This window comes from Lentzea sp. NPDC004789 (assembly GCF_053601075.1).
Map to the genome: position 1 here is coordinate 1 of NZ_JBSGBE010000039.1, position 21,554 is coordinate 21,554.

Genomic DNA, 21,554 nt, shown 5'->3' on the forward strand with positions numbered 1-21,554 from the left:
CTGACGAGGAGTATTCATATTACTGGCTGTGTTTCGGCACGCTGTTGAGTTCTCAAAGAACACGCGCTCACCGGTTCCATTCTCCGTTTCCGGAGTTTTTCACTCGGGGCTTGTGTTGCTGAAGCTTATTTGGTGTTGCTCGCCGGTGTCAAATCGGCCTCTAGGAGGCTTTCTCTCTCCGGCTTGTGCCCCGCTCGTTCCGGTTTTGATTTCCGGCCCGTTCCGCGCTGGCAGAGAGAACATTACACGGGCCTGTTTCGATCTCCAAATCGGGGGGTCCTGGTGGCCGCGAAACGTGCGACCACCAGGACAAATGCCCGTGTCAGGGTGCGGAGACCCCGACATCCGCCGCCGTCAGCGCCTTCCGAACTGCCGACGAGCTGTACTCGTCCGCCCCCACATCGGGCCTGCCGACGCGGGACTGCGGGTCGAAGTCGCGGGTCACGTACGAGTAAGTACCCGCGGAGCTCTCGATCGCCGGGCTGCTGGACGAGAGGCGCAGCAGCCCGTTGGCGTCGCGCACCAGCTTCGGGTCCACGGAGCGGTAACCGGAAGTGATGCCGGCGGTGCCACCCCAGATGATGTTGCCCTCGTACTTCACCGTCGCGCCGCTCATCATGTCGATGAACTTCGACGACGAACCCTTGATGATGTTGTTCGCGAAGACGCAGTCCTTGGGCGCATAGGTGTCGGTGTCGTTGTCGACCACCGCGCCCGTTCCGATCAGGGTGTTGAACGTGACCGCCACGCGGTCGGGACGGTCGTGCAACTTCGAGGTCGGCCCGCTGTCGGCCTCGGAGCCCCTGCCGAACACGATCGCGCGGTCGCCGGTGTTCTCCACGTAGTTGTTGAAGACCTTGTGGTCGTTCCCGTGGAACCGGATGCCGCTGCCGAACAGCAGGTTGCCCTCGACCGTCGTCCGGTTGCCGTGCCGCAGGACGATGTAGCCCTTGCTGTCGCGGATGGTGTTGTACCGGACCGTGTTGTCCGACGACTTGACCGAGATGGCCTCGGGATCGCCGTTGGCCTTCTCGAAGAGGTTGTTCTCGATGACCGCGTACGCCGACAGCTGCTGCTTGTAGCTGTAGCCGAGCCGGATCGACTCACCGCCGTTCGTGCCGTCGTAGTGGTGGTTGTAGAAGTAGTTGTGATGGACCCAGGTGCGCTGGGCAATGGCGCCGTCGGGTCCGGTGATCTGCAGGTAGACGCCCTCGTTCGAACGGTTCGAGAACGTGTTGTGGTCGACCTGGACGTCGTTGGCGCTGACGGTGAGCGAGGCGCCGTCCTTGTCGCCGTCGAACGTCGTGCGGGTGATGCGGGTCGCTTCCGCCGCGGCCGGCACGTCCAGCTTGCTCGTTCCGGTGAAGACGAAACCCTCGACCGTCACACCGCGCACCGCGCCGAACTCGAAGCCGCCGGTTTCGAACACCGCCCGGCCGGCGTGCCTGGCCGCGATGGTGATCTTCGACTTCGTGATCTTGATCGGCTTGGTGGCGCGATGGACGCCGTCCGCGAGCACGATGCGCTGACCCGCTCTGGCCGCGTTGATCGCGGCCTGGAGGGCGGTCACGTTCGGCACGCTGACGACGGCGGCGTACGCGGGTGCCTGGACTGAGGACGACAGCAGAGCAGCCGCACCTATGGCGGCCAGTGATCGGATCATTAGCCAACTCCTGTGGTGGCCCATCGGCAGCGGTGGACCGAAAGTACTGCCGAGTTCCTGCAGAAGGGGGTAGTCCGGCAGGGCCGCTTGCCCCGTCCTGCAGGAATGGGTCCGATGTATGCCCTCAGGGGCAGGCTACGGCGCCGTGGGCCCGACGTCGGCCTTCGTGAGCGCCTTGCGGATCGCCGACGTGCTGTACTCGTCCGCGCCGACGTCCGGCTTGCCCGAGCGCGCCTGCGGGTCGAAGTCACGCGTCACGTAGGAGTAGGTGCCCACCGACGCGTCGATGGCCGGGCTGCCGGACGTGAGCCGGAACAGCCCGTTGGCGTCCTTCACGAGCTTCGGGTCGACGGACCTGTAGCCCGACGCCGGCATGCTGCCGCCGGTCCCGCCCCAGATGACGTTGCCCTCGTACTTCACCGTCGAACCGCTGTGCATGGAGACGACACCGCCGGACGAGCCCTTGATGATGTTGTTCGCCAGCACGCAGTCCTTCGGGTTGAAGTTGCCGCCGTCGCTGTCCACCACCGCACCGGTGCCGATGAGCGTGTTGAACGCGACGGTCACGCGGTCCGGGCGGTCGTGCCCCTTGGAGGTCGGTCCGCTGTCCGCCTCGCTGCCCGACCCGAACACCATCGCGCGGTCGCGGGTGTTCTCCACGTAGTTGTTGTAGATCTTGTGGTCGTTGCCGTGGAACCGGATGCCGCTGTTGAAGAGCAGGTTGCCCTCGACGGTGCTGCGGTTGCCGTGCCGCAGGACGATGTAGCCCCTGCTGTCGCGGATCGTGTTGTAGCGGATCGTGTTGTCCGAGGACTTGACCGAGATGGCCTCGGAGTCGCCGTCCGCCTTCTCGAACAGGTTGTACTCGACGATCGCGTTCGCCGACTTCGACTGCTTGTGGCTGTAGCCGAGCCGGATCGACTCGCCGCCGTTCGCACCCTTGAACTGATGGTTGTAGAAGTAGTTGTGGTGCACCCAGGTCCGTTTGGCGATGTCGTCGCCGGGCCCGGTGATCTGCAGGTACACGCCCTCGCTGGTGCGGTTGGAGAACGTGTTGTGGTCGACCTGCACGTCGTCGGCGCTCACGCTGAGGGAAGCGCCGTCCTTGTTGCCGTTGTAGGTGTTGCGGGTGATGCGGGTGGCCTGTGCCTCGACCGGCACGTCGAGCTTGCTCGTGCCGTCGAAGACGAAACCCTCGATGGTCACGTTCCTCACGGCGCCGAGCTGGAAGCCACCGCTGGTGAACACCGTGCCGCCGACGGTCTGCGCGGCGATGGTGATGCCGGACTTGGTGATCTTGACGGGCTGGCCGGCCGCGTGCACGCCGTCGGCGAGCACGAGGCGCTGACCTGGCCGGGCGGAGTCGATCGCGGCCTGCAGGGAGGACACGTTCGAGACGCCGACGACAGCCGCGTACGCGGGGATCTGGACGAAGGACGACAGCAGGGCGACCGCGCCGACTGCGGCCAGTGATCGGATCATTCGCCAACTCCAGTGATGGTCGTCGGCGGCGGTAGTCGTAAGTTACCGCAATATTCCGGCAGGTGGGGTAGTTCGGTACAAGCCAAGAGCCGTATCCAGCGAAGGCACGCGGTCAAGTTGTCCGATGTCTGCGATCGGGAACCACTGGGCGAGGTCGGTCGTGCCGCCCACTTCGTTCCGTAACGCGCCACCGACGACACGGACCTCGTACATGATCCTCAACGCGTGGTAGTCGCGGCGGGACTCCTCGCGGAACTCCGAGTCGATGCCGAGCAGCCGCAGGACCTCGACGTCGTAGCCGGTCTCCTCCTCGAACTCGCGGATGACCGCGTCGTACGGGTGCTCGCCGTGGTCGATGCCGCCGCCGGGGAGGATCCACCGCTTGCCGTTCGGACCGAGCCAGCGCGCGAGCAGGATCTCGTCCTTGTCGTTGAGGCACACCCCGTACGCGGCCACGCGCTGCTTCTTCGCCCTCATGCGGATCAGCCTAGCTGGTGATCATCGCGAAAAAGTGATATCACTTAGATAGTACTTCGACAGGGGGTAGTCAGATGGTCGACACGACGGTGCACATGCCGGCGCCCGCAGTGCGTGAGAGGCACGCACGCGAGCTGCCCGGTCTCCCGATGTTCTTCGCAGGACTGGCGGTGTACGCGGTGGGTGCTTGGGTGCTCGTGCGAGGGATCGCGGACGCGGCCGATGCGGGCACCGACCCGTCCGCGGGGGTTGTCATCACGGGGGTGCTGGTGCTCTTCGCCGCCTCCCTGATCATGAAGGGACTGTTCACCGTCGCGCCCGGTCAGGCGCGCGTGCTGCAGTTCCTCGGCCGTTACGTGGGCACGGTGCGCACGGACGGCCTGCGGTGGGCCAACCCGTTCACCACGCGGGAGAAGATCTCGACGCGGATCCGCAACCACGAGACGCAGCCGTTGAAGGTCAACGACGCCGACGGCAACCCGATCGAGATCGCCGCGGTGGTCGTGTGGCAGGTGGAAGACACTGCGCGCGCACGGTTCGAAGTGGACGACTTCGTGCGGTTCGTGGGCATCCAGACCGAGACCGCCGTACGGCACATCGCGACGAGCTACCCGTACGACAGCCACGAGGAAGGCGGTCTGTCGTTGCGGGAGAACGCCGACGAGATCACCGAGACGCTGGCGATCGAGATCTCGGCACGCGTGCAGTCCGCGGGCGTGAAGGTGATCGAGTCGCGGCTCACGCACCTCGCGTACGCGCCGGAGATCGCGCAGGCCATGTTGCAGCGGCAGCAGGCTTCCGCGGTCGTCGCGGCCCGCACCCGGATCGTCGAGGGCGCCGTCGGCATGGTCGAGCTCGCGCTGCAGCGACTCGCCGAGCAGGACGTCGTCGAGCTCGACGAGGAACGCAAGGCGGCGATGGTGTCCAACCTGCTCGTCGTCCTCTGCGGTGACCGCTCCACTCAGCCCGTGGTGAACACCGGTTCGCTCTACACCTGATGGCGGAGCGCAAGAGCGTTCTGCTCAGGCTCGATCCGGCCGTGCACGACGCGCTGAGCAGGTGGGCGAACGACGAGTTGCGCAGCACCAACGCGCAGATCGAGTTCCTGCTGCGGCGTGCACTGGCGGAGGCCGGTCGGTTGCCGGGCGAGGCGAAGAAGATGCCTCGCCGCGGCAGGCCCCCGAAGAACCCGGTCGGGGAAGACGACTCGGCGAGCCAGGGCTGAACAGGCGTTTCACCAGCATGAAACCGCTTCCGCGGAGTTCCTCCGTTCGGCGGGTGTGCGGTCCGACTCCTCCACGCGATCGTGTGCGGCGGGCGCACGGGAACGTGGAGGAGTCTTGTCTTTGTTTTCCCGCAGGCGCGCCGTGCTGGGCGTTGCCGTGCTGCTCATGTCGCTGACGCCGGCCGGTGGTGTGGCGGCCGGCAAGGAGATCTACCTGGACGCTCGCGCGTCGTCGGAGCGGCGGGTCGAGGACCTGCTGCGGCGGATGACGCTCGAGGAGAAGATCGGGCAGATGGTGCAGATCCGCGTCGGGAAGCTGCGCGGTGACTGCAACAACGCCAACGGGCCGTTGGTGGACTCGTGCCTGAAGGCCGTGCTTTCCGACGCGCACACGGGCTCGATCCTGTCCGGTGGCGGTGACGCACCGGTCGAGAACACGCCACGCGCGTGGGCCGAGATGAACAACGCGATCCAGCGCTATGCGTTGGAGCACAACCGGTTGAAGATCCCGATCATCTACGGCGCGGATGGCGTGCACGGGCACAACAACGTGCTTTCGGCGACGATGTTCCCGCACCAGATCGGGCTCGGTGCCACGTGGGATCCGGCGCTTTCCGAGCGGATCGGTGTGTCCGCGTCCAAAGCGTTGCGGTCGACGGGCGTGTTCTGGAACTTCGCTCCGGTGTCGGACATCGCGCGCGACACGCGTTGGGGGCGTTACTACGAGACTTACGGCGAGGACCCGTTCCTCGCCGGGCAGATGGCCGCCGCGAACGTGCGCGGACAGCAGTCCAAGGTGGACGACACCGCTCAGCTGACCGCGACCGCCAAGCACTTCGCGGGTTACTCGGCGCCGTCGAACGGGCACGACCGCTCCCCCGCCCAGATTCCGATCCGTCAGCTGCAGGACGTGGTGCTGCCGTCGTTCCAGGCGCAGTTCGACGCCGGGGTGCGCACGGTGATGATCAACTCCGGGTCGGTCAACGGGGTACCGGTGCACGCGTCGAAGTACATGCTGCAGAAGCAGCTGCGGGAGCGGATGGGCTTCAAGGGCGTCGCGGTGTCGGACTGGCAGGACATGAAGTACCTGGTGGACCGGTACAAGATCGCGCCGGACTACCGGACGGCCATCGCGATGAGCGTCAACGCCGGGGTGGACATGGCGATGGAGCCGTCCAACGCGGCCGAGTTCACCTCGCTGCTGCTGGCGAACGTGCGCGACGGGGCGGTGTCGCGCGGGCGGATCGACCAGGCGGTGCGGCGGGTGCTGAAGCTCAAGTTCGACCTCGGGCTGTTCGAGAAGCCGTACGTCGACGCCTCGAAGGCGGACGGGGCTGTCGTGGGCGCGGACCGGGCGTTGGCGCGCCAGGCGGCCGCGGAAGGCACCGTGCTGCTGAAGAATGACGGTGTGCTGCCGTTGTCCACGTCGGCCAAGAAGATCGTCGTGACCGGGGAGACCGCGGACGACGTGCGGCGCCAGCTCGGCGGCTGGACCGTCGAGTGGCAGGGCGTGCCGGACGACTCGCCGTTGCCGCCGACCGCGACCGTGCTGACCGGTGTGCGCGAGGCCGCTCCCGAGGCTTCCGTCGTGCATGCTCCGACGCCTGCGGCCGCTGTTGCTGAGGCTGCCGGTTCGGACGCGGTCGTCGTCGTCCTGGGCGAGAAGCCCGGCGCGGAGGGTCCGGCCGACACGGAGAACCCGGTGCTGACGGCCGATCAGCAGGCGTGGGTGGACGCGGTGCAGGCGACTGGCAAGCCGGTGGTCGTGGTGCTGCTGACCGCGCGCCCGCAGGTGCTCGGGGCGGCGGCGGACGCGAACGCGCTGGTCGCGGGCTGGTTGCCGGGCAGCGAAGGTGGCCGCGGCATCGCCGACGTGCTGTTCGGCGCGGTGAACCCGAGCGGCCGGCTGCCGGTGTCGTGGCCTCGGACGCTCGGTGACCCGACGCTCACCTACGACCAGCTGCCGGGCGCGAACACCTCGGCCGCCGCCAAGTACGACCCGCTCTACCCGTTCGGGCACGGCCTCTCGTACACGTCGTTCGCGACCTCGGGCACGTCCGTGGCCGTCGACCGCTCGACGGCAGTGGTGAAGTTCACGGTGGCGAACACCGGCGGACGTGCGGGCACCGTCGTCGTGCCGGTTCACGTGCGGCAGCCGGCCTCGCCCGTGCTGACGCCTGACCAGCGCCTGGTGGGCTTCACCCGCGTCGAGCTCGCCGCAGGCCAGTCGAAGCAGGTCGAGGTGTCGTTCCAGCTCTCGCAGCTGGCCCTGACCGTCGGCGACGTGGACGGCGACGGCAGGCGCGAGGTCGCGCGCGGTGGCTACGAGGCCGTGGTGGGCGCCGAGAAGGCCGCGTTCACGGTGCGCTGAGCAGGCCTGATATCCTTCGTCGTCGTGAACGCGCGGCACTCCGCCGTGGAGGAGAGCCGGCCCTTGGCCGGTGCCGACCAAGCGCGTCACGAACTCCGGTTTCGACAAGAAGGGTGATGTCGCATGGCGAACATCAAGTCCCAGCTCAAGCGGATCAGGACCAACGAGAAGGCGCGCCTGCGCAACAAGTCGGTCAAGTCGTCCCTCAAGACGGCCATCCGCAAGTTCCGCGAGGCTGCCGAGGCCGGTGACAAGGCGAAGGCCCTGGAGCTGCTGCAGGACGCGTCCCGCAAGCTCGACAAGGCCGCCACCAAGGGTGTCATCCACCCGAACCAGGCCGCCAACAAGAAGTCGGCGATGGCGCTGCGCGCGAACCAGCTCGAGGGCTGATTCCCGCTCGGTTCAAGCCTCTGAGAAGGGCCCGCTCCTCGTTGAGCGGGCCCTTTCGCTGTTCTGGTGCTGTGGTGTCCCGCTTCGGCGGATGGACTGCCGTCGGGGGTGCTCCTCGGCGTCGGGTTCACCGCTTTCGGGCTCTACTACACCCCGCAGACGTTGCGGACCACACAGGAAGGCCAGATCACCGACCGCTACACGAAGTCGGTCGAACTGCTCTCCTCGCCCGCCGTGGACGCCCGGCTCGGCGCCATCCACGCCCTGCGGCGCATCGCCGACGACTCGCCGAAGGGCCGATCCACGATCCACAGCGTGCTGGCCCGCACCGCAGTGCAGCGGCGCCTCCGTCCAGCAGCGAGCCGACCACCCGATCATGCGAATGCCGACCGGGCAGAACGCGCGGCTCAGCCGCGCCGACCTGACGTTCGCCGACCTGTTTTGGGCGGACCTGCGGGCTGCCGACCTGACGTACGCCAAGGCAGAAGCCGCTTGCCTCATGTACGCGAACCTGACCGAAGCGAACCTGAGCAAGGCGGATCTGAAGCGCGCGGACCTCAAGAGCGCACAGCTCCACGGCGCGAACCTGTCCGGGGCAGACCTGCGTGGCGCCGACCTGCGCGGCGCCTTCGGCAAGACGCCGGACGAGATCAAAGCCGTTGCGGAAACCGACTCGGAGACCCACTTCGGCGATCAGGCCGTCCCGGAGCCGAGCGTCGCCGCCTGTGCCGGTGTCGGCTAGCGGCGTCCGTGTGCGGCGACGATCTTGAGCACCGCGCGTTCGAGCGCGTAGTCGGCGTCGGCCGCCACGCCCTTCACGTCGGCGTTGAGCCCTGCGACCACCTGCATCGCGTCGGCCAGGCCCGACTGGTCCCAGCCGCGGGCCTGGGCCTGCGCCTTCTTGATCTTCCACGGCGGCATGCCGAGCGGCCCGGCCAGGCTGAACGGGTCGGCCCTGCCCACCGCGGAGACACGCGCGACCGTGCGGACCGCGTCCGCCAGGGCGTCGGCGACCAGCACGTGCGGCACGCCGAGCTGCATCGCCCAGCGCAGCGCCTCCATCGCGCCCGCCCGGTCACCGGTCACGGCCTTCTCGGCGACCGCGAACCCGGTCACCTCGGCCTTGCCCTGGTGGTAGCGGCGGATCTCGTCGACCGTCACCTTGCCGTCGGTGTCGGACACGAGCTGGGACGCCGCCGCGGCCAGCTCGCGCAGGTTCGTGCCCACGGCGTCGATGAGCGTGGCGACGGCCTCGGGGTCGATCTTGCCGCCGGCCTGCCGCACCTCGTTGCGCACGAACGCTTCCCGATCACCGGGTTTGGTGACCTTCGCGCACTCGGTGACCGCGGCACCGGCCTTCTTCAGTTGTCCGGGCAGGTCTTTGGCCGCCTTGCTGCGGCCACCGCCCGTGTGCACGACGACGAGCGTGACGCCGTCCGCGGGTGCCTTGACGTAGGAGAGCACCGTGTCGGCGATCTCCTTGCTGATCTCCTGCGCGTTCTGCAGGACGATCACGCGACCCTCCGCGAACAGCGACGGGCTCACCAGTTCGGCCAGCTCGGGAGGGGTGAGATCAGTCACCTGCACGCGGGTCAGGTCGGCGTTCGGATCGGCCTTGCGTGCGGCCTCTAGAGCCGCCCGAACAGCACGTTCGACCAGCAACTCCTCCTCGCCGACGACGAGGTGCAGTGACTCCGGTGCGCTCACGCTCCGCATCCTCCCACGTCCCGGATCGTGGACGTTTGTGGCTGAGCAACGGACCGTTGCCGTAGCTTGGTGGCCACAACTGAACACCGCTCATCCAGAGGGGCAGAGGGACCGGCCCGAAGAAGCCCCGGCAACCGGCGTCAGCGCCACGTGCATAACTGCGCGCAGACGATCACGGTGCCAATTCCGACCCGTTCGATTTCGCGGGAAAGATGAGGAGATACCTCGCGATGACTGCTGTCACTGTGCCCACGAGCACGACCTTCGACCTCGGCCCCGCCCGCGCACTGTTGTGCCGTGAGTGCGGTAATGAGACTCCTCTCGCTCCTGAGTACGCCTGTCTGGAGTGTTTCGGGCCGCTGGAAGTGGCCTACGACTTCGGCAGGATCCGGCGCGAGGACATCGAAGCCGGCCCCCGGTCGATCTGGCGCTACCGCGGCCTTCTCCCCGTTCCGTCCACTGTGGAACAGCACCCGAACACCGAACCCGGCGGCACTCGCCTGGTCGAGGCCCACAACCTGGCCAAGGCCCTCGGCGTCCGCAAGGTCTGGGTGAAGGACGACACCGGCAACCCCACCCACTCCTTCAAGGACCGCGTGGTCGGCGTCGCGCTCGCCGCGGCCCGCGAGCTCGGCTTCAAGGTGCTGGCCTGCCCGTCCACCGGCAACCTGGCGAACGCCGTCGCCGCGGCCGCCGCCCGCGCGGGCTGGCAGTCGGTGGTTCTCGTGCCCTCCTCCCTTGAGCGCGCCAAGATCCTCATGAGCGCCGTCTACGAGGGCGCCCTGATCGCCGTCGACGGCAACTACGACGACGTGAACCGCCTGGCCCAGGAACTCGCCGCGGAGCACGAGGACTGGGCGTTCGTGAACGTCAACGTCCGCCCGTACTACGCGGAGGGCTCGAAGACCCTCGGCTACGAGGTCGCCGAGCAGCTCGGCTGGCGCCTGCCCGACCAGATCGTGGTGCCCATCGCGTCCGGGTCCCAGCTCACCAAGGTGGACAAGGCGTTCCGCGAGCTCGGCCAGCTCGACCTGGTCGAGGCCACCCCGTACCGGGTGTTCGGTGCCCAGGCCACCGGCTGCTCGCCGGTGTCCGCCGCGTACAAGGAAGGCCACGACGTCATCCGCCCGGTCCGTCCGGACACCATCGCCCGCTCGCTGGCGATCGGCGCCCCGGCCGACGGCCCCTACGTGCTCGACGCGGTCCGCCGCACCAACGGCGCCATCGAGGACGTGACCGACGAAGAGGTCGTCGAGGGCATCAAGCTCCTCGCCCGCACCGAGGGCATCTTCGCCGAGACCGCCGGCGGCGTGACCGTGGCGACGGCGAAGAAGCTGATCGAGTCGGGCCAGCTCGACCCGGACGGCGAGACCGTGCTGCTGATCACCGGCGACGGCCTCAAGACCCTCGACGCGCTCGGCGACACGATCGGCCCGCGCGCGACGGTGCCGCCGTCGGCCGAGGCCGTCATCAAGGCGCTGGGCTAGTCACCTCCTTCCGGTCCGGGGACGCGCACGCGTCCCCGGACTCATGTTGTCTCAGAGGGAAATCGCGTCCGTCTGCGTCCAGCCGGAGCGCGGGAACCGTTGCAGGCCTTCCATCACGTGCGGCCCGAACGGCTCCACTCGCGCGCGCCACGCCACGATCCGTTGCGGCCACGGGGCTTCCGCCTTCAGCGCGTTGTAGTGGTAGTTGTGCCAGTCGTGCGGCGCGATCCGCAGACCCTCGTCGAACAGGTGCTCCGCGACGAGGTCGTACGCCTCCTCCGGCTTGCCGACCTTGGTGGGCGGCAGCACGTGCGTGACCGTCCCCCGATAGGTGAGAGCGCGTGTGCCGTCTTCGAGTGTTTCGCAGATGTAGTAACCGAAATCGGGTTTCAGCTCGTCGTGCGGCCATGGCGTCGCCGAGTAGTTCGTCTGCCACATCGCCCACGCGATCCGGGGCGTGCCACCGGGAACCGGGTAACGCGCGTTGTGCAGCCTGATCCAGACCATTCTCTTCTCCTTCTCACTGTTCGGTTTCCCGGCAGGACCGCCAGGTCGCCGTCCTTGTCCGTGCGCAACACCAGCGCACCTCCCGCCCGCAACAGGTCGAGCACGTGCTCGCTGGGATGCCCGTAGCGGTTGCCGGCGCCCACGCTCACCAGCGCGATTCGCGGATGCGTGGCCTTGAGGAACGCGGGCAGCGAGTACCGCGACCCGTGGTGCGGCACCTTGAGCACCTCGACCCCGAGGTCCCGCTCCCCCAGCAACGCCGACTGGCCTGCCAGTTCGACGTCACCGGTGAGCAGCACACGGCCTGCTCTGGTGTGTGCCTTCAGCACGAGCGAGTAGTCGTTGACCGTCGTGTTCGTGTCGTCTGATGTCGGTGGCCGCCGCGGGCCCAGGACTTCCACTTCCAGCCCGGGCCAGGCGAACCGCTCGCCCACCTTGGGTTCCACGACCCGCACGCCGTGACCGCGGGCCTGCCTGTTCACCTCCTTCCACGCCCATGCGGGCTCCTTGAGCGGACCGGTCGCGATGGCACCCACCGCACGCCCGGTGAGCACCGCAGGCAGGCCCTGCACGTGATCCGCGTGCAGATGCGTCAGCACGAGAAGCGGAATCCTCTTGATTCCCAACGTCTTCAGGCATCGGTCGACCGCGCCGGGGTCGGGTCCGGTGTCCACGACGACCGCTCGGTCGGGTTCGTCCGTCGCCAGAACCAGCGCGTCGCCCTGACCGACGTCGCAGATGACGACCTTCCAGCCGTCGGGCGGCCACGTCGGTGCGATGACCTTCATCGGCACCAGCACGACGAACCCGCCGACCAGCACCGCGACGACCAACGTCCGCGTCTTCTTGAAGCGGAGCAACAACACCACCGCTGCCGTGACCGCCAGCAGCGCGAGCGCTCCGAGCCAGCCCTTCGGCCAGCCGACCGAGGCACCGGGCACCGTCGCCGACTGCCGTCCGACCTGGATCAACCAGGTCACCGCCGGTCCGGCGATGTGCACGACCAGCTCGGCCGCCGGCCGGTGCAGCGGCGCGATGGCCGCCGCCACCACACCCAGCACCGTCGCCGGCGCGACCACCGGTCCGGCCACCAGGTTGGCGACGATCGCCACGAGGCTCACCTGACCGGACAGCCCCGCGACCAACGGAGCCGTGGCCAGGCTCGCGGCCGTCGGCACAACGACCGCCTCGGCCAAACCGTTCGGCACGCCGCGTTGCTTCAGCGCCTTCGACCACTTCGGCGCGACCAGCACCAGCGACGCCGTGGCCACCACGGACAGCGCGAACCCCGGCTCACCACCCAATGCCGGGTCGACGAACACCAGGACCAGAACGGCCGTGGCGAGACTGGGCAGTGTGGACCTTCGCCTGCCCAGTACGAGGGCGAGCAAGGTGACGGCACCCATGACCGCCGCTCTGAGGACGCTCGGCTCCGGGCCAGCCAGCACCACGAACCCGACAAGCGCCGCCATCGCCGCCGCAGCCGCCGTCCGCGGGCCGGCTCTGAGCCGCTTGGCCAGCAGGTAGACCGCGCCGCACACGATGGCGAGGTTCGCGCCGCTCACAGCAAGCAGGTGCGACAGCCCGGCGGTGCGGAACTCGTCGACGATGCGCGGAGCCATCTGGTCGGTGTCGCCCACCACCAGCGCCGGCAGGAGTCCGGCTTCCTCGTCGCCGAGGACAGCGCTGGCGTCTCTCAGGCCGTCGCGGAGGTCGTCCGCCCAGCGTTGCCAGAACGGCGGTGGCTGCGGGTCGATCGGCGGGCCGCGAACTCTGAGCAGTGCCGAGGACAGGTCGCCGCCTCTCGGTGGCGCCAGCGTTCCCTTGGCGGTGACCTTCTGGCCCGGCAACAGCGTTCGCCACCGGTCGGCCGGAGCCAGCAGGACGAGGTGAGCGCCGTTGGCCTTCGCGGTGATCACCACGTGGTCGACGCCGGCCTGGTGGCCACCGAAGCCCGCAGCCTGGATGCCTCGGGGTCTGGTCGTGAGTTCAACGGTGAGGGTGGTGGCGCGGCCGTCGTTGGCGGCGAGGCGGAGTGGGTGGGTTTCGGCTCTCAGCACGGCGCCGCCTATCCACGCCGCGGCCACCGGGCCGGAGATCAGGAGGGCGATCGCGCACGTCCTGGTCCACCACGCCCTGCGCCAGGCGACCAGGCCGATGAGTCCTGCGGCCAGGCCGGTGAGGACTGCTGCCTGCCAGTTCAGGAAGAGGCCGGCGACGGAGGTCGTCCACACCGCTGTTGCGGCGGGGACCAGGCGGTAGTCGTGGGTCAGCGGGTGTCTGCGGGCCATTGCGGCCTCCGGTGCCCGGTCGGAGGCCTGGGGTCAGGGCTTGGGCTGCCTTGGCGTGGTTGAGGAAGCGCGGTGGTCGGTTCGATCAGGGGTGGGCGGAGATCTGGGTGGTGCCAGGTGAGGTCGATGTGCGGTTGTCGCTCGCCTGGGTGGGTGGACGGGTCGGGTGGTTGGTGACCGGGGCGGATGGCTGCTGCGGGGTGGGGACTGAGCTGGTGGGTGATTCGTACGGATCGCATTCCGGAACTCCTGTCGAGGTCGGAGCTGGGGTTGGGGGACGTAGGGGCGGGCCTGGATGGGTGGTGTCGTTGGGGGCATGCGGCATGGCGGGTTCTTCGCGGACGGCCGGGCGACGCGAGGGCAGCGGTAAGACGGGCTTGGTGGTGGAAGGGCTCCGCAGCGGGAGGGGCTCGGCGGCCGCACCGGGGCTGGTGGTGAGGCCGGGATTGGTGACTGAAGCTGGACAGATAGCGCTGGCACAGGCGGCGGGCTGGGATGGCCGGCGACACCGAGCCGCTGGCGACACCGGTCGGGCGGAGACAGGCGGTGGAGGCGGACGGACGGCTAGGCGTGTTTTGCCGTGCACAGGCGGCACGACGGGGTTTTGGTCGGGCGTCGGGGTGGGGGTGGTGAAGGGGGCGGGTGGGTGGGACGTAGGCGGTGGGTGCGGAGCTCGGGTGGGTGGAGAGGGAAGGTGAGGGTGATCGGGTGGGGTGGGTGGTTGTGGTCGGCTGGAGGTCGGGCTGGGTTGGTCAGGTGGTGGGGCTGGGCCTTAGGGCGCAGGTAGAGGGTCAGCGCTGTGGTGGCGAGGGTCATGTGTGGACCAGGTCGGCCAGCTTGGCGAGTTTCGAGTCGCCGATGCCTTCCACCTCGCGGAGTTGGTCCACCGAGGCGAACGGGCCCTTGCGGGTGCGGTGGTCGACGATGCGTTGGGCCGTCACCGGGCCCACGCCTGGGAGGGCGTCCAGTTCGGAGGCCGTGGCCGAGTTCAGGTTGAGCTTGGACTGGGTGGCGGCGGGGCCGGCCGGGGGTGGGATGCCCACGGCTATCTGTTCGCCGTCGGTGAGCTTGCGGGCCAGGTTCAGGTCGTGGAGGTCGGCGCCCGGTTTCAGGCCGCCTGCCAGGCGGACGGCGTCGGCCACTCGGGCACCTGAGGTCACCGTCACCAGGCCCGGCGTGGCGACCTCGCCGATCACGTTCACCACCAGTTCCGGGGCCGGGGCCGTGGTGCTCACCAGGGCCACGTCCGGGGCCTGTTCGGCGGCGGGGCCGCGCCACCAGCTGCCCAGGCCGATCACCGTGCAGGCCACGGCGATGCCCAGGGCCAGCAGGCCGCGGCGCGGGAGGCGGGGCAGGTGGAAGCGGCGGCGGGGTTTGCCGTGTTCGTCGGAGTCTTCTGAGCGCGCGTAGACCAAGGTCGGGTTGGCGCGGACCTTCGCGGCCAGTGCGGCCAGGCGTTCGCTCGGGCTGTCGTCCGGGTGGGGGCGGGGGAGCATGGGGGCGACGTTACGGAGCGGGGTGGGTGGGGAGACCGGGTTGCTCGCGGGGCTGTGGATTACTCGCGGGTTGTGGACAGGTCGCGATCACTCGGGGCTGGGGAGCCGGGAATTGTCGGGGGTGTGTGGGAGGATGTCGGGTCCTCCCGGCAGCACCACCACGCCCAGCACGCCGGGACCCGTGTGGGCGCCGATCACCGCGCCGACCTCGGAGATCACGCACCCCGTCGAGCCGGGCAGGCGTTCGTCCAGCCGGGTCGCCAGTTCGGCGGCTCGTTCGGGGGCGGCCAGGTGGTGCACGGCCAGGCCGACCGGGCCGTCGCCCGCCGCGGCCGCCGCCAGGTCGACCAGGCGGCCCACGGCCCGGCTCATCGTGCGGACCTTCTCCAGCGGCACGATCCGGCCGTCGTCCATGTGCAGCAACGGCTTCACGGCCAGCGCGGTCCCAACCAGGGCCGCCGCCGTGCCGATCCGCCCGCCGCGCCGCAGGTGCTCCAGGGTCTCCAGGCAGAAGAACATCCGCGTCTGAGCGGCGGCGGACGAAGCGGCCTCCTCCACCGACGCGTGCGAGCGTCCGTCCGCAACAGCCGCGCACGCACGCAACACCGCGAAACCGAGCCCCATGCCGGTCGACCGCGAGTCGACCACGCGAATGCGCGAGGAATCGACCTCCTCCGCCGCCAGCCGTGCCGCCTCCCACGTCCCGGACAGCTCACGAGAGAGATGCACCGACACGATCGCGTCCGACGACGACAGGACGTCCCGGTACACGTCAGCCATCTCACCCGGCGTCGGACGTGAGGTGGTCACCCGGCGGTGCTCGGCCAGCGCGGCGGCCAGTTCGAACGGGCCGAAGTCGACGCCGTCGAGGCGTCCGGCACCGTCCACCGCCACGTGCAGCGGCACCACGGTGATCGAATGGCGCTTCGCGAACCCCTCGGGCAGATACGCCGTGGAGTCGGTGACGATGGAGATGCGCACGAGCGACGAGCCTACGGGGCTCACTCGTCCGAGGGACTCAACGCCACGGACGAGATCAACGCGGCCATCGCCTTGCCCACCAGCTCGTGGCCTTCCCAGCCCCAGTGCATCCCGTCCGGATTTCCGGCGCCGGACCGCACGTGCTCCCCGATCACGGCAGGCAGGTCCAGCAACGGCACATCCGCACGTGCGGCCCAGCCCCGCACCGCCGCAACCGCAGCCGCGTGCCCGTTGTGCACGAAGCTGTACGTAGGTGCCCTGTGCACCGACGGCACGATCCCCACCGCCGGCATCGTGTACTCAAGATTGCGCACCGACTGCAGCATGTCCCGCAGGTACCGCGCCGTCAGCGCAGGAGGCAACGCCACACGCGCATAGGGCGCTAACAGCGGTTGGGCCGCGGCATAGCGTGCACGCACCCACCGCCGCAGCCAGTCAGGCCGCACATAGCGCAGCCCCTCGCGCAGGTACGTGGGCAACGGCGAGGGCAGCGTGTCCATACTGCCCACCGCGAACACCAGCACGTCGGTACGAGGAAGCAGCGACCAGATCCGCGGATCCCCGGTCAGCGCCCACCAGGCGTCCCGAGCCGTCCACCCGAACCCCGCCGCGAGCTCGGCCGAACCACCCAGCTCCGCGGCGCAGAGGTTGTGCCACAGCCGCGGATGATCAGCGGGCAACGGCCCGGACGGACCGAAGAACGACAGCGAGTCCCCGAGGACGAGCAGTCTCAACGCGTGGTGCCCGCGTTGTACGACGTCAGCCGCCACCGGTCGTTGCGGCGGGTGAACACGGTCCAGTGGCAGTTCGAGATGCCCCCGAGCTGCGACCAGGTGTGCACCGGCAGTTCGAGCAAACGACCCGTCAACGCGCTGATCAGGCCACCGTGCGCGCACAGCATGACGGTCTCGGAGAACTCCGCGTCCACCTCGCGCACGACCTCGATGGCCCGCTCGGCCACCTCGACCCGCGACTCGCCGTCCGGTGGCGTGTACGTCGGGTCCGTCCGCCAGATCGTGACCGCGCCCGGCCACTCCTGCTCCACCTCGGCCAGGTTCAGCCCCTGCCACTTGCCCAGGTGGGTCTCGCGGAGACGCTCGTCGATCCGCAGCGGAACGTCAGCCGATGAGGTGAAAACTCGGGCCGTGTCACGCGCGCGTTGCAGGTCGGAGGCGACCACGACCTCCGGTTCGAACCCGGCGAGCACCGGGACGGCGAAGCGGGCCTGGTTCAAGCCGGTCTCGGTGAGCGCCGAGTCCAGATGACCCTGCAGACGACCTGTCGCGTTGTAGTCGGTCTCACCGTGCCGCCACAGCACGAGCCGGCTCAGGGCCATCAGCTACCTCATTCAGCCGTGGAGTCGGCGGGGACGTCCGCTTCGAACTCGATCCGCGGGCAGTCCTTCCACAGCCGCTCCAGGCCGTAGAAGCTGCGCTCCTCGGTGTGCTGCACGTGCACGACGACGTCCACGAAGTCCAGCAACACCCAACGGCCCTCACGGGCACCCTCGCGGCGCACCGGCTTCGTGCCGGCCTCCCGCAGCTTCTCCTCGATGTTGTCGACGATCGCGCCGACCTGCCGCTCGTTGGGAGCGGACGCGATCACGAACACGTCCGTGATCACGAGCTGGTCGGAGACGTCGAGCACCGTCACGTCGTGCGCCTTCTTGTCGGCCGCTGCGTTCGCCGCGACCAGCGCCAGCCGTCGTGCCTCGTCGGTGGCTGCCACGTCACTCCTCTGACTTCCGGCGAGCGTCGATACGCCCACACGAGTTACTGAGGGTACCGGCGAGCGCCAACGACTACTTCGCGCGTAAGCATGACGAAGGCCACCTCAGCGCCCTGAGGTGGCCTTCACCTGCGCCGAAGCTTAGAGCGGACGGACCTGCTGGGCCTGCGGCCCCTTCTGGCCCTGACCGACCTCGAACTCGACCTTCTGGTTCTCCTCGAGCGAGCGGAACCCCTTGGACTGGATCTCCGAGTAGTGCACGAAGACGTCAGCCGAGCCGTCGTCGGGGGCGATGAAGCCGAACCCCTTCTCGGCGTTGAACCACTTCACGGTGCCTGTAGCCAAAGTCTTGCCTTCCACGAACCAGCAACAACCCGCTGATTGTTGCTCCCTGGGCCCACGGATGCACGCAAAATCCACTCGAACGTGGTCACGACTCGGAGTACAAGCCCGTTTTGGCGATGTACTGGACCACACCGTCTGGGACCAAATACCAAACCGGCTGGCCGGAAGCGGTCCTCGCGCGGCACCCGGTGGACGAGATCGCCATGGCCGGGACCTCGATGAGCGACACGGCACCTGGCGGCAGGTGATGGTCGTCCAGCGTGTAACCCGGACGAGTGACCCCGATGAAGTGGGCCAGGTCGAACGCGTCGGCGGCGCGCTTCCACGACAGGATCTGCTCCAGCGCGTCGGCACCGGTGATGAAGAACAGCTCGGCGTCCGGGTACTGCTTCTTGAGGTCCGTGAGCGTGTCCACGGTGTAGGTGGGGCCCTTGCGGTCGATGTCGACCCGGCTGACCGAGAACCGGGGGTTGGACGCCGTGGCGATGACCGTCATCAGATAGCGGTCCTCGGCGGCCGAGACCTCCCGCGACGACTTCTGCCAGGGCTGACCCGTCGGCACGAAGATCACGCGGTCCAGGTCGAACTTGGCCTGCACCTCGCTGGCCGCCACCAGGTGACCGTGGTGGATGGGGTCGAACGTGCCACCCATGACGCCGATGCGCATCGAAACAGCGTAGACGGGCGCCGGACCGCTCCCGTGGTCCAGCGCCCGTCGTGCTGATCACACCGGACGGCCCTGGGGGAGGACGGGCCGTACGGGTCGCGGCCCACCCCGAAGCAGAGCCGCGCAACGGAGGAACGCACGCGCCGCTCCCCCATTACGCGGTTCGGCCAAGATTTTTCTCACCAGGACACGACCAGGCTCACAGGTCCCCTGACCAGCGATCCCCTGCGGAACTCGACGGGTTCGGCGAGCCGCAGGCCGGGCATCCTGCGCAGCAACGCGCCCAGCGCCACCTGCAGCTCCATCCTGGCGAGCTGCGAGCCGAGGCAGAAGTGGATGCCGTGCCCGAACTGCAGGTGCTGGCCCACCTCGCGGTCGAGGTCCAGCTCGTCGCTCTTCGGGTAGACCGACTCGTCGCGGTTCGCCGACGACACGACGACCAGCACCGCCTCGCCTTCCTTCACCAGCACGTCGCCGACCTGGACGTCCTCGGTCGCGATGCGGGTGAAGCCGGCACCGCTGCCCAACGGGATGAACCGCAGCAGCTCCTCGACGGCGTTCGGGAGGTCGTCCTCGCTCAGGCGTTTCAAGCCGTCCGGGTGCTCCAGCAGCGTCACGACGCTGTTGGCGAGCATGTTCGCCGTCGTCTCGTGGCCGGCGACGAGCAGCGTGATGCCGAACCGGACGAGCTCGTCCTCACTCAGCCGGTCCTCGTTGTCACGGGCGGCGACGAGCGCGCTCATCAGATCGCCGGCCGGTTGTTCGCGGCGTTTCGCGACGAGGCCGGTGAAGTACGCGTGCAGCTTCACCATGCCGTGCATGGCCTCTTCCGGCGTGTGGCCGCCGACCGTGGCCATCACCTGGTTCGACCACATGCGGAAGTCCGCGCGGTCCTCGAACGGCACGCCGAGCAGCTCGCAGATCACCGTGATCGGGAACGGCATGGCGAAGCCCTCGACCAGGTCACCGGGGTTGTCCAGACGGTCGAGCAGCTCGTCGGTGATCTGCTGCGCGCGCGGCCGCAGCTCCTCGATGCGCCGCACCGTGAACGCCTTGGACACCAGGCGACGCATGCGCGCGTGGTCCGCGCCGTCGTGGGTGAGGATCGAGCCGCCGGGCGCGATGAGGGGTTGCATCCTCGGCACGTCCTGGTTGATCGTCCGCGCTCGGCTGAACCTCGGGTCGCCCAGGACGAACTTCGTCTCTTCGTAGGACGTGACGAGCCAGCCCTCGCCGCCGTACGGGTACGTCACGCGCGTAACGGGCTCTTCACGCCGTAGACGTTCATAGGTCGGATCGAGGGCCAGGCCGTCGGTTTCGGAGAACGGGTAGGTGGGAGCCATGTCTCCCAACGTAGGACTACGCCTTGGGACGCGTGTGGCCTTCGCCCCAGACGACCCATTTAGAGGACGTCAGCTCGGAAAGGCCCATCGGACCGCGGGCGTGCAGCTTCTGCGTGGAGATGCCGATCTCGGCGCCCATGCCGAACTCCGCGCCGTCGGTGAACGCCGTGGAGGCGTTGACGAACACCGCCGCCGCGTCCACCCGCGTCGTGAACTTCCGTGCCGCCGCAACGTCGTTCGTCACGATCGCCTCGCTGTGGCCGGAGCCGTACGTCGCGATGTGCCTCACCGCTTCGTCCAGCGAGTCCACGACCTTCGCGGCGATGTCGAGGCTCAGGTACTCGGTGCCCCAGTCCTCGTCGTTCGCCTGCACGACATCGGCCTGCTGGGCGAACGTGGCGTCACCGTGGACGGTCACGCTCTCCTGCTGCAACGCCTTGGTGATGCGCGGGACGAACTCGGCCGCGACGTCCTTGTGCACCAGAAGGGATTCCGCGGCGTTGCACACGCTCGTGCGCCGCGTCTTGGCGTTGAGGACGATGGCTTCCGCCATGTCGAGGTCCGCGTGCGCGTCCACGTAGACGTGGCAGTTGCCGACGCCGGTCTCGATCGTGGGAACCGTCGCCTGCGCCACGACGGCGTTGATCAAACCCGCGCCACCGCGCGGAATCACCAGGTCCACCAGGCCGCGTGCGGTGATGAGGTGGGTGACGGACGCGCGGTCGTGGCACGGCAGCAGCTGCACGCAGTCGGCCGGCAGGTTCACGCTTTCGAGTGCATCGCGCAGAACGGCGACGAGCGTGGTGTTGGAGTGCTCGGCGGTCGAGGAACCCCGCAGCAGCGCGGCGTTGCCGGACTTCAGCGCGAGACCGGCGGCGTCGACCGTGACGTTCGGGCGAGCCTCGTAGACCATGCCGACGACGCCCATCGGGACGCGGACCTGCTTGAGCTCCAGACCGTTCGGGAGGATGCCGCCGCGCAGCACCTCGCCGACCGGGTCGGCTTGTCCCGCAACGGTTTCGAGGCCGACCGCGACGCCCTCGATGCGAGCTTCGTCGAGCCTGAGGCGGTCCAGGATGTTGTCCGGGAGGCCGGCCGCCCTGCCCGCTTCGAGGTCCTTGCCGTTGGCCTCGATGATCTCTGGCGCGCGCTCGCGGAGAGCGGCGGCCATCGCGTGCAACGCGGTGTCCTTGCGCTCGCGGGTGGCGAGGACGAGTTCGTCGGCGGCGACGCGGGCGCGGCGGGCTGCCGCGTGCACCTGGTCGCGCAGGTCATCAGTCACGTCAGACAGCTTACGACCTGCGGTTCGACGCCAAGAACGGGTTAATGCCGCCCCGCGAGTTCGCGTCGGACGGCCGACTCCGCGGCGAACTCGCCGCCGCCTGCGGAGCAGC

The 21,554-nt window shown here is 68.8% G+C and carries 21 protein-coding genes and 1 riboswitch; of the genes, 6 read left to right on the top strand and 15 right to left on the bottom strand.

Features of this window, described 5'->3' with window-relative positions; genetic code table 11:
• Positions 1-322: 322 nt before the first annotated feature.
• The 3 genes from ACWEIJ_RS44660 to ACWEIJ_RS44670 form a co-directional block, all read right to left on the bottom strand.
• Positions 323-1,663, bottom strand: a complete 1,341-nt coding sequence (locus ACWEIJ_RS44660) for a polysaccharide lyase 6 family protein (protein WP_449843369.1) — start codon at positions 1,661-1,663, stop codon at positions 323-325.
• 135 nt (positions 1,664-1,798) lie between these two features.
• Positions 1,799-3,145: a polysaccharide lyase 6 family protein gene (locus ACWEIJ_RS44665; protein ID WP_449843370.1), complete on the bottom strand. Its 1,347-nt coding sequence runs from the start codon at positions 3,143-3,145 to the stop codon at positions 1,799-1,801.
• A 42-nt stretch (positions 3,146-3,187) separates the two neighbouring features.
• Positions 3,188-3,622 (bottom strand): NUDIX hydrolase, encoded by a 435-nt coding sequence (locus ACWEIJ_RS44670; protein ID WP_449843371.1) that lies wholly within the window; start codon positions 3,620-3,622, stop codon positions 3,188-3,190.
• Between the two features lie 74 nt (positions 3,623-3,696).
• Between ACWEIJ_RS44670 and ACWEIJ_RS44675 the strand changes: the two genes are divergently transcribed.
• The 5 genes from ACWEIJ_RS44675 (at position 3,697) to ACWEIJ_RS44695 (ending at position 8,350) form a co-directional block, all read left to right on the top strand.
• On the top strand, positions 3,697-4,620 hold the full coding sequence (locus tag ACWEIJ_RS44675) for an SPFH domain-containing protein (RefSeq protein ID WP_449843372.1): 924 nt from the start codon (positions 3,697-3,699) through the stop codon (positions 4,618-4,620).
• Positions 4,620-4,847, top strand: coding sequence for a hypothetical protein (locus ACWEIJ_RS44680; protein ID WP_449843373.1), 228 nt, complete (start codon positions 4,620-4,622; stop codon positions 4,845-4,847). Before ACWEIJ_RS44675 ends, ACWEIJ_RS44680 begins: the two co-directional genes overlap by 1 nt.
• A gap of 115 nt (positions 4,848-4,962) precedes the next feature.
• Positions 4,963-7,218, top strand: a complete 2,256-nt coding sequence (locus tag ACWEIJ_RS44685) for a beta-glucosidase (RefSeq protein ID WP_449843374.1) — start codon at positions 4,963-4,965, stop codon at positions 7,216-7,218.
• Positions 7,219-7,341: 123 nt separating this feature from the next.
• Positions 7,342-7,608, top strand: a complete 267-nt coding sequence (rpsT, locus tag ACWEIJ_RS44690) for a 30S ribosomal protein S20 (protein ID WP_449843375.1) — start codon at positions 7,342-7,344, stop codon at positions 7,606-7,608.
• Between the two features lie 376 nt (positions 7,609-7,984).
• The gene (locus ACWEIJ_RS44695; protein ID WP_449843376.1) at positions 7,985-8,350 is read left to right on the top strand and encodes a pentapeptide repeat-containing protein; all 366 of its coding nucleotides are present in this window, start codon (positions 7,985-7,987) and stop codon (positions 8,348-8,350) included.
• On the opposite strand, the gene holA is transcribed toward ACWEIJ_RS44695, so the two are convergent.
• Positions 8,347-9,324, bottom strand: coding sequence for a DNA polymerase III subunit delta (gene holA / locus ACWEIJ_RS44700; protein WP_449843377.1), 978 nt, complete (start codon positions 9,322-9,324; stop codon positions 8,347-8,349). The genes ACWEIJ_RS44695 and holA overlap by 4 nt on opposite strands.
• Positions 9,325-9,402: 78 nt before the next feature.
• A riboswitch (SAM riboswitch) is annotated at positions 9,403-9,534 on the top strand.
• Positions 9,535-9,545: 11 nt separating this feature from the next.
• Between holA and thrC the strand changes: the two genes are divergently transcribed.
• Entirely contained in the window at positions 9,546-10,802 is a 1,257-nt protein-coding gene (gene thrC, locus ACWEIJ_RS44705; RefSeq protein WP_355450505.1) for a threonine synthase, read from the top strand.
• Positions 10,803-10,853: 51 nt separating this feature from the next.
• Here thrC and ACWEIJ_RS44710 read toward each other — a convergent pair whose 3' ends face one another.
• From ACWEIJ_RS44710 to ACWEIJ_RS44760, 11 genes are all read right to left on the bottom strand, one after another.
• Positions 10,854-11,309: a hypothetical protein gene (locus tag ACWEIJ_RS44710; RefSeq protein WP_449843406.1), complete on the bottom strand. Its 456-nt coding sequence runs from the start codon at positions 11,307-11,309 to the stop codon at positions 10,854-10,856.
• Positions 11,192-13,600 carry a ComEC/Rec2 family competence protein gene (locus ACWEIJ_RS44715; protein ID WP_449843378.1) on the bottom strand — a complete coding sequence of 803 codons (2,409 nt, stop codon included), beginning with the start codon at positions 13,598-13,600 and terminating at the stop codon, positions 11,192-11,194. The genes ACWEIJ_RS44710 and ACWEIJ_RS44715 overlap by 118 nt, the downstream gene beginning before the upstream one ends.
• 812 nt (positions 13,601-14,412) lie before the next feature.
• Complete coding sequence (locus ACWEIJ_RS44720) at positions 14,413-15,096, bottom strand: helix-hairpin-helix domain-containing protein (protein ID WP_449843379.1); 684 nt, start codon at positions 15,094-15,096, stop codon at positions 14,413-14,415.
• An 87-nt stretch (positions 15,097-15,183) separates the two neighbouring features.
• Positions 15,184-16,077, bottom strand: a complete 894-nt coding sequence (locus ACWEIJ_RS44725) for a DegV family protein (RefSeq protein ID WP_449843380.1) — start codon at positions 16,075-16,077, stop codon at positions 15,184-15,186.
• A 20-nt stretch (positions 16,078-16,097) separates the two neighbouring features.
• On the bottom strand, positions 16,098-16,811 hold the full coding sequence (gene octT, locus ACWEIJ_RS44730) for a diglucosylglycerate octanoyltransferase (protein WP_449843381.1): 714 nt from the start codon (positions 16,809-16,811) through the stop codon (positions 16,098-16,100).
• On the bottom strand, positions 16,808-17,413 hold the full coding sequence (locus ACWEIJ_RS44735) for a histidine phosphatase family protein (RefSeq protein ID WP_449843382.1): 606 nt from the start codon (positions 17,411-17,413) through the stop codon (positions 16,808-16,810). Before ACWEIJ_RS44735 ends, octT begins: the two co-directional genes overlap by 4 nt.
• 8 nt (positions 17,414-17,421) lie before the next feature.
• On the bottom strand, positions 17,422-17,805 hold the full coding sequence (gene rsfS, locus ACWEIJ_RS44740; RefSeq protein WP_045316502.1) for a ribosome silencing factor: 384 nt from the start codon (positions 17,803-17,805) through the stop codon (positions 17,422-17,424).
• Positions 17,806-17,946: 141 nt separating this feature from the next.
• Positions 17,947-18,150, bottom strand: coding sequence for a transcription antiterminator/RNA stability regulator CspE (gene cspE, locus ACWEIJ_RS44745; protein WP_030468099.1), 204 nt, complete (start codon positions 18,148-18,150; stop codon positions 17,947-17,949).
• 85 nt (positions 18,151-18,235) lie between these two features.
• Positions 18,236-18,817 (bottom strand): nicotinate-nucleotide adenylyltransferase, encoded by a 582-nt coding sequence (gene nadD, locus ACWEIJ_RS44750; protein WP_449843383.1) that lies wholly within the window; start codon positions 18,815-18,817, stop codon positions 18,236-18,238.
• A 179-nt stretch (positions 18,818-18,996) separates the two neighbouring features.
• Positions 18,997-20,160: a cytochrome P450 gene (locus ACWEIJ_RS44755; protein ID WP_449843384.1), complete on the bottom strand. Its 1,164-nt coding sequence runs from the start codon at positions 20,158-20,160 to the stop codon at positions 18,997-18,999.
• 16 nt (positions 20,161-20,176) lie between these two features.
• A complete protein-coding gene (locus ACWEIJ_RS44760) occupies positions 20,177-21,442 on the bottom strand; it encodes a glutamate-5-semialdehyde dehydrogenase (RefSeq protein ID WP_449843385.1) in 1,266 nt (421 codons plus the stop codon).
• Between the last annotated feature and the right edge of the window lie 112 nt (positions 21,443-21,554).